This window comes from Nonomuraea aurantiaca (assembly GCF_020215705.1).
GTDB classification, from domain to species: Bacteria; Actinomycetota; Actinomycetes; order Streptosporangiales; family Streptosporangiaceae; genus Nonomuraea; species Nonomuraea aurantiaca.
Map to the genome: position 1 here is coordinate 53,848 of NZ_JAIWNB010000012.1, position 14,583 is coordinate 68,430.

Consider the following 14,583-nt stretch of genomic DNA (forward strand, 5'->3'; position numbering starts at 1 on the left):
TCACTCTTGCATCGTTGCAGAGGAGTATGCATGATGTCTGCATCGTTGCAGAGCATTCACCAGGCCGATCCCCGTACTGTGGGACGGCTGTGCCGTACCCCCGCCCGAGGAGTAGAGATGTCCACACCCGCCATGGCCCGCCGCGGCTTCCTCAAGGGAGCGCTCGGAATCGGCGCGCTGGCCGCGGCCGGCGCCTGCGCTCCCGGCGGCGGCACCAGCGCGGCACCGAGCAAGCTGGCCAAGCCCACCGTTTCGGCGGCCACGTCCGCCAAGGGCGAGATCACGATCTGGAACCGGTCCGGTGACCTGTTCAAGGTGTTCGACGCGGCGATCGGCAAGTTCCGGGAGGCCTATCCCGGTGTCAAGGTGAACCACCTGGCCGTCGACATCGATGCCAAGCTGGCCAACACCCTGATCAGCGGCACCGACGTACCGGACGGCAGCTTCTGGGACGACGCCAAGATCGGCGGCCAGTCCGAGCACCTGTACGACCTGACCGACCTGATCGCCCCCTACCGCGACAAGGTCGCCCCGTACAAGCTGTCCGTCAACACCGTCGGCGGCAAGATCTTCGGCGTGCCGTGGGACCTGGACCCCGGCCTGCTCTGGTACCGCGAGGACATCCTGCAGGACGCCGGCGTCGACCCGGCCGGGATCGGCACCTACGACGACCTGCTGACCGCGGCCCGGACGATCAAGGAGAAGGACCCGAAGACCAAGCCCATCCACCTGGACAAGAACCCGTTCCTCGGCCAGCTCTGGCTGGAGATGCTGGCCGGCCAGCAGGGCACGAGCCTCGCCGACGCGCAGGGCAGGCTCCGGCTGGAGTCGGCCGAGTACCGGCGGACCCTGACCTGGATCCAGGACGCGGTCAAGGGCGACCTGGTCACCCACGCGCCCTACCTGGAAGCGGCCGACATCAACACCCTCGACAGCGGGCAGCAGGTGTTCGTCCCGTGGGCGATCTGGTGGTCGTTCGCGCCGCAGCAACTGCTCAAGGCCACCAAGGGCAAGTGGCGGGCCGCGCCCCTGCCCGCGTGGACGCCCGGCGGCGCCCACAGCGGCGCCATGGGCGGCAGCAGCTTCATCATCCCCGCCAAGGCGAGGAACCCGGAGCTGGCCTGGCTGCTGTATGAGTTCCTGTGCTTCACCGAGCCCGGCTGCACCGCCGTCTATGGCCCCAACAGCATCTACCCCGGTGGCCTGTCCACCTCCGTGCCCTCCTTCACCCCGGCGCTGAAGCCGGACAAGCCGCTGTTCAAGCCGATCGACGCGCTCGGCGGCCAGGACCTGTGGAAGGTCGCCGTCGAGGCCGCCGCCACCATCCCGGCCGCCGCGCCGATCCCCGTGTGGTGGGCCCAGTCCGTGGACTATCTCGGTGACAACACCCAGCGCCTGATCGAGGGGAAGATGTCCCCCGACGACGTGATCGCCGAGTCGGCCAAGAAGATCCAGCGCAACCTGATCGACCGGGCCTGATGACGAGCCTCACCGCCACGACGGCCGGGCGGGCCGCCACCGGCTCGCGGCGCCTGCCCCGGCTGTCGCCGTACCTGTTCATCGCGCCGTTCTTCGCGGTCTTCGCGGCCTTCGGCGTCTACCCGCTGGTCTACGCGCTGCGCCTCAGCTTCACCCGCTGGCGCGGCGCGGGCGAGGCCACCTGGGTCGGCGTGGGCAACTACGTCTACCTGCTGACCAACCCCGACTTCTGGGCCTCGCTCGGCAACAGCGCGGTGATGTGGCTGCTGATCGTGCCGGTCCAGGTCATCGCCGGGCTGGGCGCGGCGGTGCTGCTGGCCAACGCGCGGCTGCGGCTGCGCGGGCTGTTCAGGGTCGCCTTCATCGCGCCGTTCGTGACGCCGCTGGTGGCCATGGCGCAGGTGTGGATCGTGGTGTTCGACGAGGACTACGGGCTGGTCAACCACGTGCTCGGGCTGGTGGGCCTGCCCGCCGTCAGCTGGCTGACCTCCACCGCGTGGGCCAAGCCGACGCTCGCGCTGCTGTTCCTGTGGAAGACCACCGGCTTCGCGATCATCATCCTGCTGGCCGGGCTGCAGGCCGTTCCGGGCGCCGTGTACGAGGCCGCCTCGATCGACGGCGCCTCGCGGTGGCGGCAGTTCTGGTCGCTGACCGTGCCGCTCGTCCGACGCAGCATCGCCTTCCTGGTGGTCGTGCAGACGCTGGCGGTCTTCCAGATGTTCGCCGAGCCGTACGTGGTCACCGAGGGCGGCCCCTACGGCTCCACCACCACGGCCGGCCTCTACCTCTACGACCACATCTCGGCATCCGACCTGGGCACCGGTGCCGCCAACTCCTTCCTGCTGGTGCTGCTGGTGTTCGGCCTCTCACTGGGCGCGGTCCGGCTGCTGCGCCCGAAAGAGGAGGTCTCATGAAGCAGGCCCGGCCCGGTCCGGTGCAGTACGTGGTGCTCGCGCTGCTCGCCGTCGCGTTCCTCTACCCGATCTGGTGGGCGCTCAGCTCCTCGCTCAAGCCCGCCGCCGAGATCATCACCAGCCCGCTGTCGGTGGGCGGCCCGACGCTGGACAACTATCGGGCGATGTTCGCCGACGTGCCGATCGGCACCGGCTTCGTGAACACCGCGCTGGTCCTGGCGGTCAAGGGCGCGATGACGATGGTGTTCTGCCCGCTGGCCGGTTACGCCTTCGCCAAGTACACCTTCCCCGGCAAGAACGCGCTGTTCGGGGTGGTGATGCTCACGCTGATGCTGCCGACCCTGGTGCTGATCATCCCGCTGCTGCTGGAGATGAGCGCGCTGGGCTGGGTCAACACCTATCAGGCGCTGATCCTGCCGGGCAGCGTCGACGCCTTCAGCATCTTCTGGATGCGCCAGGTCATCGCCGCCATCCCGGACGAACTGCTCGACGCCGGGCGGGTGGACGGCGCGAGCGAGTTCGGGGTCTTCGCCCGGGTCGTCATCCCGGTGATCCGGCCCGGCCTGGCCGCGCTGGCCGTGCTGACCACCATGAACATCTACAACGACTTCGTCTGGCCGGTCGTCGCCGTCAACGACACCGCGCACCAGACGGTCCAGGTGGTGCTGTCGACCCTGGCGCAGAACGTCACCGGCAACCGCGTCGGCGCCGACTTCGCCACCGTCTGGGGTGAGCTGCTCGCCGCCGGCAGCATCGCCATGCTGCCGCTGCTGGTGATCTTCATCCTGCTGCAGCGCCACTTCATCAGCGGCATCCTCGCCGGCAGCGTCAAGGGCTGACCGCGCAAACCTTCTCATGATCGGAGCACCCTTCCAATGACGCCGCGTGCGGAATACCCGCGCCCCCATTTCGACCGGTCGCACACCTGGTCGAGCCTGAACGGCGAGTGGGACTTCCGGGCCGACGCCGACCAGGGCTGGGACCGGACCATTACCGTGCCGTTCGCCTGGGAGACCCCGGCGTCCGGCATCGAGGCCCACTGGCTGCCGGTGGCCTGGTACCGCCGCCGGGTCACCGTCCCCGCCGGCTGGGCGGGGCAGCGGATCGTCCTCCACTTCGGGGCCGTGCACCACGAGGCCACCGTCTGGGTCAACGACACCGAGGTGGCCCGGCACACAGGCGGCTACACGCCGTTCGAGGTGGACATCACCGACGCGCTGCGCGAGGGCGAGCAGGAGATCGTGGTGCGGGTCTCCTCCCCCGCCGACAAGCGGGAGATCGCGCACGGCAAGCAGCGCAGCATCCCGCGTGACGACTTCGACGGCGTGTGTTTCACGCCTTCGTCGGGCATCTGGCAGAGCGTCTGGCTGGAGGCGCGGCCGGCCACCCACCTGGCCGCGCTGAAGCTGCGCCCGGCCGAGGCGCTGGACGGCATCGAGGTCGAGGCCCGCGTCGATGGCCCGGCTCCGGCGACCCTCCGGCTGACCGTGCGCGGCCACGGAACGCCGGTGGAGGTCCCGGTCTCCGGCGGCCCCGCCCACACCGCACCGCAGACCGATGACGACACCGGTGGCCGTGTCGCGCGGGCCGTGCTGCCGATCGCCGAGCCGCGCCTGTGGTCGCCCGAGGACCCGCACCTCTACCACGTGGACGCCGAACTGGTCTCGGCCGACGGCACCGACCGGGTCACCGGCTACACCGGGCTGCGCCGGATCGAGGTGTCCGGCGAGGACCTGTACCTCAACGGCCACCGCCTGTTCGTGCGCGGCGTGCTCGACCAGGGCTACTGGCCGCGTACCGGCATCACCGCGCCCGACGACGCCGCGCTGCGCCGCGACCTCGAGCTGGCCGCCGCCGCGGGCTACAACCTGGTGCGCAAGCACCTCAAGCTGGAGGATCCGCGCTTCGTCCACCATGCCGACACGCTCGGCATGCTCGTCTGGGCCGAACCCGCCGCCACCGGCCGGTTCTCGGCGGAGTCGGTCGCCGCCTTCGAGGCGCAGATCGCCCCGATGGCCGAGCGCGACGGCAACTCCCCCGCGATCGTCATCTGGGGCCTGTACAACGAGGAGTGGGGCCTGGACTGGGACATTCCCGGCGACCCGGCCAAGCAGGACGCCGCGGCCCGCGCGTACGACCTGCTCAAGGCCCTCGACCCGACCCGGCCCGCGGTCGACAACTCCGGCTGGGCGCACGTGAAGACGGACCTGCTCGACTGGCACTACTACGACGAGTCGGCCGCCTCCTGGGGTCGGACGATCGCCGCGCTGCTGAACGGCGACCAGGACGACTTCCCCGTCCCGCTCGGCCCCGACTACGTGGTCCGCAAGAAGCTGGCCGGGACGCCGTCGCAGCCGCTACGCGACCTGCCCAACCTGAACAGCGAGTACGGGACCGGCTTCACCAGCGTGCAGCGGGGCTGGCAACTGCGCTGGCAGACCCAGGAGATGCGGCGCCACGACCGGCTGGCCGGGTACGTCTACACCGAGCTGTACGACATCGAGCACGAGTCGGCCGGGCTGCTGGACTTCGAGCGTCGCGCCAAGGACCTGGCCGGGGTCGATCCGGCGCACGTCAACGCCACGACGACGCTCGTCCTGGATGTGGTCCCCGTCGCCCCCGGCCGGGACCTGCTCAGCGAGACCGGGCGGGTCACGGTCCCGGTCCGGATCTCCCATCACGGCACGGAGTCCGTCAGCGGCCACCTGCACACCGCCTGGTCCCCCGTCTTCGGGCCCGCGCCCGCGCGACCGGGGACGGCCGGGGAGCGGGCCGAGGCCAAGCCGTTCCTGCTGGGCGCGCCCGCCGAGGTCCACGCCGAACTGCCCGACGGCTGGACCAGCGGCCGCCTGCACATCGCCCTCGTGTCGGACGACGGCACCGTCCTGGCCCGCTCCGCCGTGGACGTGGACACCCACACCGCACCGGTCATCGGCGACGACCCCCACGCCCGCCCCTGAACGTCCCACAGGCCCGCCCCTGAGCACGCCCGGAATCTGAGCACACCCGGAATCGGCTTCCGAACGTCCCGGTGAGATCCGCTCACCAGGCCCCCACCCCAGGAGACACCGTGCGCATCGCACCACCCCCCAGGAGCCCATTACCGCTGGTGATGGCGCTCACCCTGATCGCCGGGCTGCTCGTCGCCCTGGCCGGTCCCGCCGCGGCCGCCCCGGCCGGACAGGTGCTCTACTCCCCCAACCTGAGCACCTATCCCCAGGGTGACGCCAGCTACCCGAGGGCCGTCCGGCTCGACTACGACGGCTCACCGAACGAGACGATGCTGGCCACCTTCGCCCGCAACAACCACAACGCGCCCAACGCCTTCCCGATCTACCGCAGCACCGACGGCGGCCGCACCTGGACCGCCAACCCCATCTCCACGATCACCTCGCACACCTCCGGCTGGGACCTGGGCGCGCCGGTCCTGTACGAGGTGCCGCGCACCGCGAACGGCCTGAACCAGGGCGACCTGCTGGCGGCGGGCACGGCCTGGCACGTCGGCGACTTCACCGCGCAGAAGATCGAGGTGTTCAAGAGCACCGACCACGGCGTCACCTGGACGTGGCTGTCCAACTGCACGCAGACCAGCGGCCAGCCCAACACGGTCGGGCACGGCATCTGGGAGCCGTGGTTCCTGCTCGCCCCGAACAACACCCTGGCCTGCTTCATCTCCGACGAGCGGCCCGCGAACACCCCGACCAACAACCAGGTCATCGGCCACTACACCTCCACCAACGGCGGCCAGACCTGGAGCGCCACGCCCACCCAGGACGTGGCCTTCCCCGCCGACAACCTGGCCAGGCCCGGCATGTCCATCCTCACGCCGCTGCCGAACGGTACGTTCCTCATGGCGTACGAGCTGTGCCGCGACGCCACCGACCCGGACCATGCCTGCGAGGTCTACACCAAGACCAGCCCCGACGGCCTCAACTGGAGCGCGGCCGGGACCATCGTCCGTACCTCCGACAGCCGGGAACTGCTGCATACCCCCTATGTCGCCTGGCTGCCCGGCGGCGGGGCCAACGGCACGCTGCTGATGTCCGGCCAGCGCGTGGTCGCCGGTCCCACCGGCAACAAGACCGTGGACGGCGAGTCGGGCCTGGTCCTGTTCGCCAACACCAATCTGGGCACCGGCGCGTGGACCGAGATCGAGGCACCGGTGACCGTCAACCCCACCGGCGGCTACGCTCCCGGGGCTCCGGCCTGCCCCGGCTACAGCTCGCCGATCGTGCCCGCCGCCGACGGCACGAGCTTCCTCTACCTGGCCGGCACCCAGCTCACCGGCAACCAGTGCCAGGTCCGCTACGGCATCGGCACTCTGGGCGGCCCGGTCGGCCAGATCACCGGCCCGGCCACGGCCGGGAAGTGCGTGGACGTCGACACCAACACCAACGCCAACCGCAACGCCGTCCAGCTCTGGGACTGCGGCACCGCCAGCGGCCAGCGCTGGTCCATGCACCCGAACGGCACGATCCGGGCGTTCGGCAAGTGCCTCGACATCGACGCCAACGCGACCGCGAACTTCAGCAAGGTCCAGCTGTGGGAGTGCAACGCCGCGGGCGGCCAGCAGTGGCGCAAGCAGGCCAACGGCTCGCTGCTCAACCCGCAGTCGGGCCGCTGCCTCGACAGCCCACAGGGCGCCACGGCCAACGGCACCCGCCTGCAGATCTACGACTGCAACGGCCTCGACCCGCAGAAGTGGACCGTCCCCCAGTAGGCCCTACTTCACCGCGCCCCCGGTGATCCCCGAGATGATCCTGCGCTGCGCCACAGCGAAGACGACCAGCAGCGGCAGGCTCATGAGGATGATGTAGGCGAAGATCAAGTGCCAGTTGTTGAGGTAGAGCCCGGCGTTGGCCACCTGGAACAGGTTCAGGGGCAACGTGTCCATCCGTCCGCCGATGACGAAGAACGCGTAGAAGACGTCGTTCCACACGTACAGGCAGATGAGGATCGTGGCGGTGGCCAGCACCGGGCGCAGCATCGGCAGGATGACCGAGACGAAGACCCGCACGGGGCCCGCGCCGTCCATGCGCGCGGCCTCCTCGATCGACAGCGGCACCGTACGGACGAAGCCGGTGACGAAGAAGACGACGGTCGACAGGTAGATGCCGACGTAGACGCCGATCATGCCGGTGAGGGTCCCGGCCAGGCCGAGCTGGCGCAGCAGCAGCACGATCGTCACCACGGCGGGCGGCAGCACGATGCCGCTGATGGCCAGCGCGTACAGGACGGCGTTGAGCCGGGTGGCCCGGCGGGCCAGGATCCACGCCGCCATGGAGCCGAATGTCAGCACCAGGGCGACGGCCGGGACCACGATCAGCACGCTGCCGAGGAAGGCGGCCGGGATGTCGCCCTGGGTCCACACCTGCGCGAGGTTGTCCCACAGGAGCCAGCGCGACGGGGGCGACAGGTCCGGCGAGAGCGCCTCGGACTGTGACTTGGCCGCCGTCGAGACGATCAGCCACAGGGGTACGCCCATCACGGTGGCGACGAGCGCGACGACGGCGAAGGGACGCAGCCGCGCCGCGAGGCCGCTCGCGCGGGGCGGCCGGACCCGGCGGCCGCGGGCGCCGTACGCGGGGATGGTCATGAGCGGACACTCCCGCCCGTACGAACGGTCACAGGATCTCCTCCCGCTTGCGCAGGGTCCGGATGACGGGGAAGGCCAGCAGCCCGACCAGCAGGAACAGCACCAGGCTCATGGTCGTGGCCTGCGCGAACAGGCCCTGGCCGAAGGTGCGGTAGATGAAGATGTTGAGGATCTCGGTGCTGCGCGCCGGGCCGCCCCCTGTGGTGGCCTGGACGATGTCGAAGCCGTTCATCGAGCCGAGCAGCGCGGTGGCGACGTTGAAGGTCACCGCCGGCGCCAGCAGCGGGAAGCGGATCGACCAGAACGCCTGCCAGGGCGAGGCGCCGTCCATCCTGGCGGCCTCGGTGACGTCCTCCGGCACGGTCTTCAGCCCGGCCAGGTAGATGAGCATGGACAGCCCCATCCACTTCCAGGCGTGGATGACCGAGACCACGACCAGCGTCCAGGTGGTGTCGCCGAGCCAGGCGACGCTGACCGGGTGGCCGAGCAGGCCGCCGAGCAGGCCGTTCAGGCTGCCGTGGGGTTTCAGCAGCGCCTGGAAGACGTAGCCGACCGCCAGCGCCGACATCAGCACCGGGATGAGGAAGAACAGCCGGGCGACCCGGTTCAGCCAGGTGTCGCGCTCCAGCAGCACGGCCAGGCCGAACCCGAACAGGTTCTGGAACAGCGCCACCAGGACGGCGTAACTCACCGTGATGCGCAGCGCGCTGAACAGCGTGCCGTCCGAGAGCAGATCGGTGAGGTTGTCCAGCCCCACGGGGCGGATCTCGCTCTTGAAGCTGGACCAGTCGGTGAAGGCGTAGATGAAGTTGAACAGGGTCGGCAGGAAGAAGAAGACGAACAGGATCGCGAAGGCCGGGATCAGGAACCACATCGGATGCGTGCGGCGCGCGCTGGTGACGGTCATGTGGTCAGAACCCGGACGCGCCGGCCGCCTTCGCGAGCTGGGCGAACTGCTTCTGGGTCGCGGCGGCCACCTGCTCGGGCGTCAGGCTGCCGGTGATCATGTCGGCCAGGTTGAGGTACAGGTCGGGGTTGGCCACCGCGAGCGCCTGCATCGAGCCGACCGCGCCGCCGAGCGACTTGTGCACGTCGAGCAGCGCCTGTGGCACGCCCGCCGGGCTCGGCACGTCGGCGCGCAGCGAGACGGTCTTGCGGTCGGCGACGAAGCCCTGGTAGCCGGGCCCCATCCAGTACGACAGCAGCTGGCGAGCCGCCGCCTCGCGCTTGGCGTCACCGGTCCTGAAGGCCACCAGCGCGTTGCTCTGGTCGGGGATGAAGGTGCCCACGTTGTCGGACGGCGAGATGGGGAAGAAGCCGATCTTCTTGTCCAGCGTCGCGGTGTCGGCCTTGGCCTGGAGTTGGCCGAAGAACGAGTTCACCTGGACGGCCATCGCCGCCTTGCCCGACAGCAGCGCCGCGCCCTGGTCCTCGAACTTCGCCGTCTTGATGTCGGCGTTGAACAGGCCCTCGCCGATCAGCGCCTTGTACTTCTTGATCGCGTCCAGGATGGTCTTGTCGGAGAAGGTCTCCTTGCCGGTGTTGACCCGGTCCCACAGGCCGTCGCGGGCGGCGTCGGCGAGCTGTACCTGCACCCACCACTGGGTGGCCCACTTGTCGCCGGCCATCTCGAAGAACGGGGTGACGCCCTTGCTCTTGAGCTTGCGGGCCGTCTCCACCATCTCGTCGAAGTTCTTGGGCGTCGCGGTGACGCCGTTGGCGGCGAAGACCTCCTTGTTGTAGTAGACGCCTTCGACGGCCGGGCTGGTGATGAGGGCGGCGTAGCGGGTCTTGTCCAGCAGGCCGGTGATGTCGCGCAGTTCGGGCGTCATCGAGGCGAGCCAGGGGGCGCCGTCCAGCGGCTGGAGGTTGGTCCTGGCGTTCAGTGCGGTGAGCATGGACGCGGTCGGCTGCCAGAAGGCCAGGTCGGGCTTGTCGCCGGTGGCCACCTTGGTCTGCACGCCCTGCTCGTACGGGTCCGGGATGGTGACGACGTCGATCTTGGCGCCGGTGGCCTGGGTGAAGGCGTCGGTCACGGCTTTGGGCACGGTGTTGCTGTTCTGGGCGGCCCAGATGGTGAGCGTGGTGCCGTCGAGCCGGCCGGTGGGCGCGGCCCAGGCGGCGGGCTGCCCGCTCCCCGCCGGGGTGGCGGCGGGTCCGGAGGCCGGGTCGCTGCACGCGGTGAGGGTCAGGAGCGCGGTGGCGGCCGCAGCCGTGATCGCGGTGAGTTTCACGGTGTGTTTCCTTTTGGTCCGTGGGGGGTCAGAGAGTGCGGAGCTTCAGGATTCGGGCGGTCGGTCCGGTAACGGTGCTGGTCACGGACAGCTCGGCGGTCTGCGGGTCCCACGAGTGGCCCCATCCTGCCTTATCGCCCGGGTAGACGGTCTCGACCTCGACGGCGCGCCCGGCCAGGTGGGGCAGCGACAGGATCGAGGTCTCGGCGGCGCCGGGGCGGCGCCACAGCCCGAGGTGGGTGGTGTCCCCGGCGCGCAGGCCGAGGGCGAGCCAGTGGTCGGCCCAGCCGGGCAGGCCGAGCGGCCAGCACGGGACCGCGCGCACCAGGTCGGCGCGCAGGTCGCGGTGCGCGCGTACGCCCGCCCGCACCAGGTCGAGCTGGCCGGCGCTCATGGCGGGCAGGTTGCCCGACAGGTAGAGCCGCCCCAGCACGCCGGTGCACATGGCGAAGACGAGCTCCTCGTCGGTCATCTCCGGCTGCGGGTACGCCCAGTTGGCGGCCTGTTCCGGCAGCATGGACAGCGGCGCGGCCACGGCGATCGGCGGGTAGCGCAGGAAGTCCTGCTGGTCGCTGGTCGACTGCAGGTTCAGCCGGGACAGCAGCGCGTAGTCCATGCGCATCGCGCCCGACGCGCAGTTCTCCAGGACGAGCCCGGGGTGCCGGTCCAGGACGCCGTCCAGCCAGGCGAGGTGGGCCCGGTTGCAGGCCAGCAGCCCGGCGCCGGCGCTGTCGGCGTCCAGGTCGGTGCCGGCGCCCGGGTTGATGTTGTAGTCGAGCTTGAAGTAGCCGACGCCGAGCTCCTCCACCAGCCGGTCCACCACCTGGTCCAGGTGCCCGGTGGCCGCGGGGTGGCGCAGGTCCAGGTGGTAGCGGCCGTGCTCGGCCACGCGCCGGCGGCCGCGCTGCAGGAACGCCTCGGGGGGCAGCTTGTCGGCCATCGGGCTGCGCACGCCGATCACCTCGGGCTCCAGCCACAGCCCCGGCGTCATCCCCCGGTCCCTGATGTGGCCGAGGACCTCCTGGATGCCGCCGGGGAAGCGGGTCCGGGACGGCTCCCAGGCGCCGACGCTGTCCCACCAGGCGCCGTCGTCGTCGTACCAGCCCGCGTCGACGCAGAAGATCTCCGCCCCGGCCGCGGCGGCGGCGTCCACCAGCGGCAGCAGCTTGGCCGTCGTCGGGTCGCCCATCAGGGTGTTCATGTAGTCGTTGAACACCACGGGCAGCGTGGACCTGTCGGGGTGCGGGCGCAGCAGCGCGCGGCGGTGCGCGGTGAGCGCGGCCACCGCCCCCTCGAGCCCGTCGTCCGAGACGGCGACCGAGACCGGCACCGTGGTGAAGGACTCCCCCGCCGCCAGGGTCTGGCTCCACTGGTGGTCGGCGTCGGTGGGGCCGGTGGCCACCACGTACACGCCGTCCAGCCGCTCACCGGTCTCCCACCCCCAGGCGCCGTTGTGCTCGATCTGCCACAGCCAGGTCTGACCGGTGCGCCGGTCGGCCAGGCCGCCCATCGGCACGTACCGCCCGCTGGACCAGGTGCCGGTGCTGCTCAGCGCGTACCGGCCGCGCCCGTGCTGACCGTGCGCGGCCAGGTTGAGGTCGGCGATGTGGTCGCCGAGCGGCCGCCTGCTCCACCTGCTCTCGCCCAGCCACTCGCTGTCGGCGGACAGGACGTCCACCTCGCTCACCGGGCGGCCGAGGAAGCCGCCGGCGAAGGAGGACACGGCGAGCAGGAGCACCGGGTCCGTGCCCTGGTTGGTCACCCGTACCTGGGCCTGGCAGGCGGCCACACCGTCGAAGGAACGCAGCGTCAGCTCGGCCGCCAGCCCGGACACCTCGTCGCGCAGCGCGACGCGCAGCGTGTGACAGTCGCCGTCGCGGCTCTGCTCGGCGCCCGTGTACCGCAACCGGCAGCCGACCGCCGTCTCCGACAGCCGCTGCGAGGCCTTGGCCCGGCCCTCGCCGGGGATCAGCACCTCGACCAGCGGCTGCGACAGACGGGACGGCTCGGCGCCGGGCGGTCCCAGCCTCTGGAGGGCCACCGGCCGGTCCGGGTGGATCTCCACCACCGCCGCCAGGGCGCCATGTCCCCAGCGCAGGGTCTCGACCACGTCGGCAGGCTTCACGTAACTCTCCTTCGGTTGTGCGGTGGTTGTGGGACAGGCGTCAGCCGAGCGCGGCGGCGACCTGGATCCGGTCGACGTCGGGGCCGTACGCGACGGCGTTGCCGAACTCGATCGTGTTCGCGCCGGCTCTGAGGTCGGCGGTCATCACGGTGGTGCGGAAGTTCGACCAGCCCAGCGTGTTGCGGAAGTAGACCCGGGTGGCCGCGCCGCCGTTGACGCGGATGTCGGCGTAGCGGTCCACGATGTTGGTGTTGTAGTTGGACGCGCCCTCGCCCAGCTCGCCGTTGGCGTACGTGATCACCACGCGGTAGCGGCCGGCGGCCGGGGCGTTGACGCCGGTGAAGCGCAGGATGTTGGCGGCGCCCTTGCCGATGTAGCCGACGTACGAACCGCCGGACGCGGCGCCGTTGGCGCCGACCACGGCCGTGCCGCCGAGGACGTTGGCGCCGCTCTCGGCCTCGTAGGCGGTGACGGTGCCGGTGGTGGCCGTCACGTCCAGGTAGTCGAGGTTGACGGCGTCGCGGTCGTCGGTGGTGAAGGCGTGCACGCCGACCCGGTTGACGCCGCCCTGGAGGAACACCTTGGTCGTCACCGTGTTCCAGGTGTTCCAGTCGGCGGTTCCCGGCAGCGTGAGGTCGGTCAACGCGGTGCCGTTGAGCGCCAGGCGGGCGGTCCGGTCCTGCGGCGCGCCGGTGTACGGGCCCGCCGAGTAACGCAGGCCCAGGTTGTAGTAGCCGTCATTGGGCGTGGTCACGACGAACGTGGTCGCCGCCGTGTCGCTGCCGCCGTAGCCCTCGGAGAAGGAGGTGCCGGAGTAGCCGGTGTTGGGGCCATAGGTGACGCGGGCGGTGCCGCCGAGCGCCGCGTACTCGGCCTGGTAGCGGGTGGCCGGGCCGGCGGGCGTCAGGTCGGTGTTCGGGGTGACGATGACCTGGTACGCGGCGGCGCCGTTCAGCCCGGTGAGCGGGACGGTGATCTGGCCGCCCGAGACGGTGTAGTCGCCCTCGTGGATCAGGGCCGGGCCCGGGGAGGCGTTGAGGCCGGTGCTGTTCACCCCCCACACCGTCACGTGGACCGAGCCACCGAGGTAGGGGGCCGAGCCGATGCCCTTGACCACGACGTCGGCGGCGTAGGTGTCGGTGACGTTGAGCGAGCCGCCGAAGATCACCCGGGCCTGCTTCCTGGCCGGGTCCATGGCGGCCAGCCCCTGCAGGGGGCCGTTCCTGGTGGGCGGGGTGACGGTGACCGTGTGGCCGGTCAGCTCGCCGTACCACTTGTAGAGCCACCACCCGCCAGTCGCCTGGTTGTTCCTGGTCACCAGGTCGTTGAGCGCGCCGGCCGTGGTCCAGAAAGCCAGGCAGGCGTCGACTTTGCTGTTCTCGAACCGGGTCACGTACTGGACCAGGTTGCCGGGCACGCCCAGGTCGCCGGAGTAGCGGGCGTACTCGTTGATCACGATGGGCCGGGGGCTGATGCCGAGGCTCGTCTCGATGGCCCGGTAGTCGGCGTGGTGGTCGTACCAGCTGGTAAAGAAGTCGTTGCCGAGCTCGTGCCAGGTGAAGACGTCGGGCAGCACGTTGTTGGCCTTGGCGTAGGTGAGGAACGCGCGGTGATCGGCCGAGCGGTAGGAGGCGAAGTTGGGGCCCGCGATCCGGGCGCCGGGGTCGATCGAGCGGATCTTCTGGTAGACGCGCTTCCAGGCGTCGAGCAGGCCGTTGAGGTTGCCCTGGTACCAGATCTGGTCGGGCTCGTTGAAGGGCACGTACACGTACGACGTCCGGTAGGGGTCCGCGACGATCTTGCGGGTCATCGTGTCGACCTTGGCCAGGTAGTCGTCGATACCGAGGTTCTCGTACGGCCATTGGCGGTAGACGTCCTGCATGTAGACCTGGATGTCACGGCCGCCGGTGCGCTTGAACATGGGCGCGATCTGGAGGGCGTCGCCGTTGGGATGCTGGAGACCGTCGGGCGCCTTCTGCGCGGTGACCTGGGGCTTGAGGGCCGCCAGCATGGTGTCGGTGGGGATTCCGTCGTTTCCCAGGCCGTACAGGAAGCCGGTCGCGCCGTACTTCAGCGGGCCGGTGTCCGAGGCGAGGTCGACGACGAGGGCAGGGGACGCGGCCTGCGCCGGGCCGGCGGCGCACAGCAGGGCCGAGACGAGCGCGGAGACGACGGTCGTGACACCCAGGAGCCGGAACGAAGTCAACGGGAGTACCTCCTGCCGGGAGAAGAGCG

General features: G+C 70.6%; 10 protein-coding genes. 5 read left to right on the forward strand and 5 right to left on the reverse strand.

The features are described from left to right. The first annotated feature begins 117 nt into the window (after positions 1 to 117). From LDL49_RS27205 to LDL49_RS27225, 5 genes are all read left to right on the forward strand, one after another. Positions 118 to 1,479 carry an ABC transporter substrate-binding protein gene (locus tag LDL49_RS27205; RefSeq protein WP_225294740.1) on the forward strand — a complete coding sequence of 454 codons (1,362 nt, stop codon included), beginning with the start codon at positions 118 to 120 and terminating at the stop codon, positions 1,477 to 1,479. Next, entirely contained in the window at positions 1,479 to 2,393 is a 915-nt protein-coding gene (locus tag LDL49_RS27210) for a carbohydrate ABC transporter permease (RefSeq protein ID WP_225294742.1), read from the forward strand. The genes LDL49_RS27205 and LDL49_RS27210 overlap by 1 nt, the downstream gene beginning before the upstream one ends. Further along, positions 2,390 to 3,232, forward strand: coding sequence for a carbohydrate ABC transporter permease (locus tag LDL49_RS27215; protein WP_225294743.1), 843 nt, complete (start codon positions 2,390 to 2,392; stop codon positions 3,230 to 3,232). Before LDL49_RS27210 ends, LDL49_RS27215 begins: the two co-directional genes overlap by 4 nt. A gap of 36 nt (positions 3,233 to 3,268) precedes the next feature. Further along, on the forward strand, positions 3,269 to 5,353 hold the full coding sequence (locus LDL49_RS27220) for a glycoside hydrolase family 2 protein (RefSeq protein ID WP_225294744.1): 2,085 nt from the start codon (positions 3,269 to 3,271) through the stop codon (positions 5,351 to 5,353). 110 nt (positions 5,354 to 5,463) lie between these two features. Further along, positions 5,464 to 7,113 (forward strand): sialidase family protein, encoded by a 1,650-nt coding sequence (locus LDL49_RS27225; protein ID WP_225294746.1) that lies wholly within the window; start codon positions 5,464 to 5,466, stop codon positions 7,111 to 7,113. Positions 7,114 to 7,116: 3 nt separating this feature from the next. Here LDL49_RS27225 and LDL49_RS27230 read toward each other — a convergent pair whose 3' ends face one another. The 5 genes from LDL49_RS27230 to LDL49_RS27250 are packed head-to-tail and all read right to left on the reverse strand — an operon-like array spanning position 7,117 to position 14,554. Further along, positions 7,117 to 7,989 carry a carbohydrate ABC transporter permease gene (locus tag LDL49_RS27230; protein ID WP_225294748.1) on the reverse strand — a complete coding sequence of 291 codons (873 nt, stop codon included), beginning with the start codon at positions 7,987 to 7,989 and terminating at the stop codon, positions 7,117 to 7,119. Between the two features lie 28 nt (positions 7,990 to 8,017). Beyond that, positions 8,018 to 8,896, reverse strand: a complete 879-nt coding sequence (locus LDL49_RS27235; RefSeq protein ID WP_225294750.1) for a carbohydrate ABC transporter permease — start codon at positions 8,894 to 8,896, stop codon at positions 8,018 to 8,020. A 4-nt stretch (positions 8,897 to 8,900) separates the two neighbouring features. Beyond that, positions 8,901 to 10,223 carry an ABC transporter substrate-binding protein gene (locus LDL49_RS27240; protein WP_225294752.1) on the reverse strand — a complete coding sequence of 441 codons (1,323 nt, stop codon included), beginning with the start codon at positions 10,221 to 10,223 and terminating at the stop codon, positions 8,901 to 8,903. A 28-nt stretch (positions 10,224 to 10,251) separates the two neighbouring features. After that, the gene (locus LDL49_RS27245; RefSeq protein ID WP_225294753.1) at positions 10,252 to 12,348 is read right to left on the reverse strand and encodes a glycoside hydrolase family 36 protein; all 2,097 of its coding nucleotides are present in this window, start codon (positions 12,346 to 12,348) and stop codon (positions 10,252 to 10,254) included. 40 nt (positions 12,349 to 12,388) lie between these two features. Next, positions 12,389 to 14,554, reverse strand: coding sequence for a carbohydrate-binding protein (locus tag LDL49_RS27250; RefSeq protein WP_225294757.1), 2,166 nt, complete (start codon positions 14,552 to 14,554; stop codon positions 12,389 to 12,391). Positions 14,555 to 14,583: the final 29 nt, after the last annotated feature.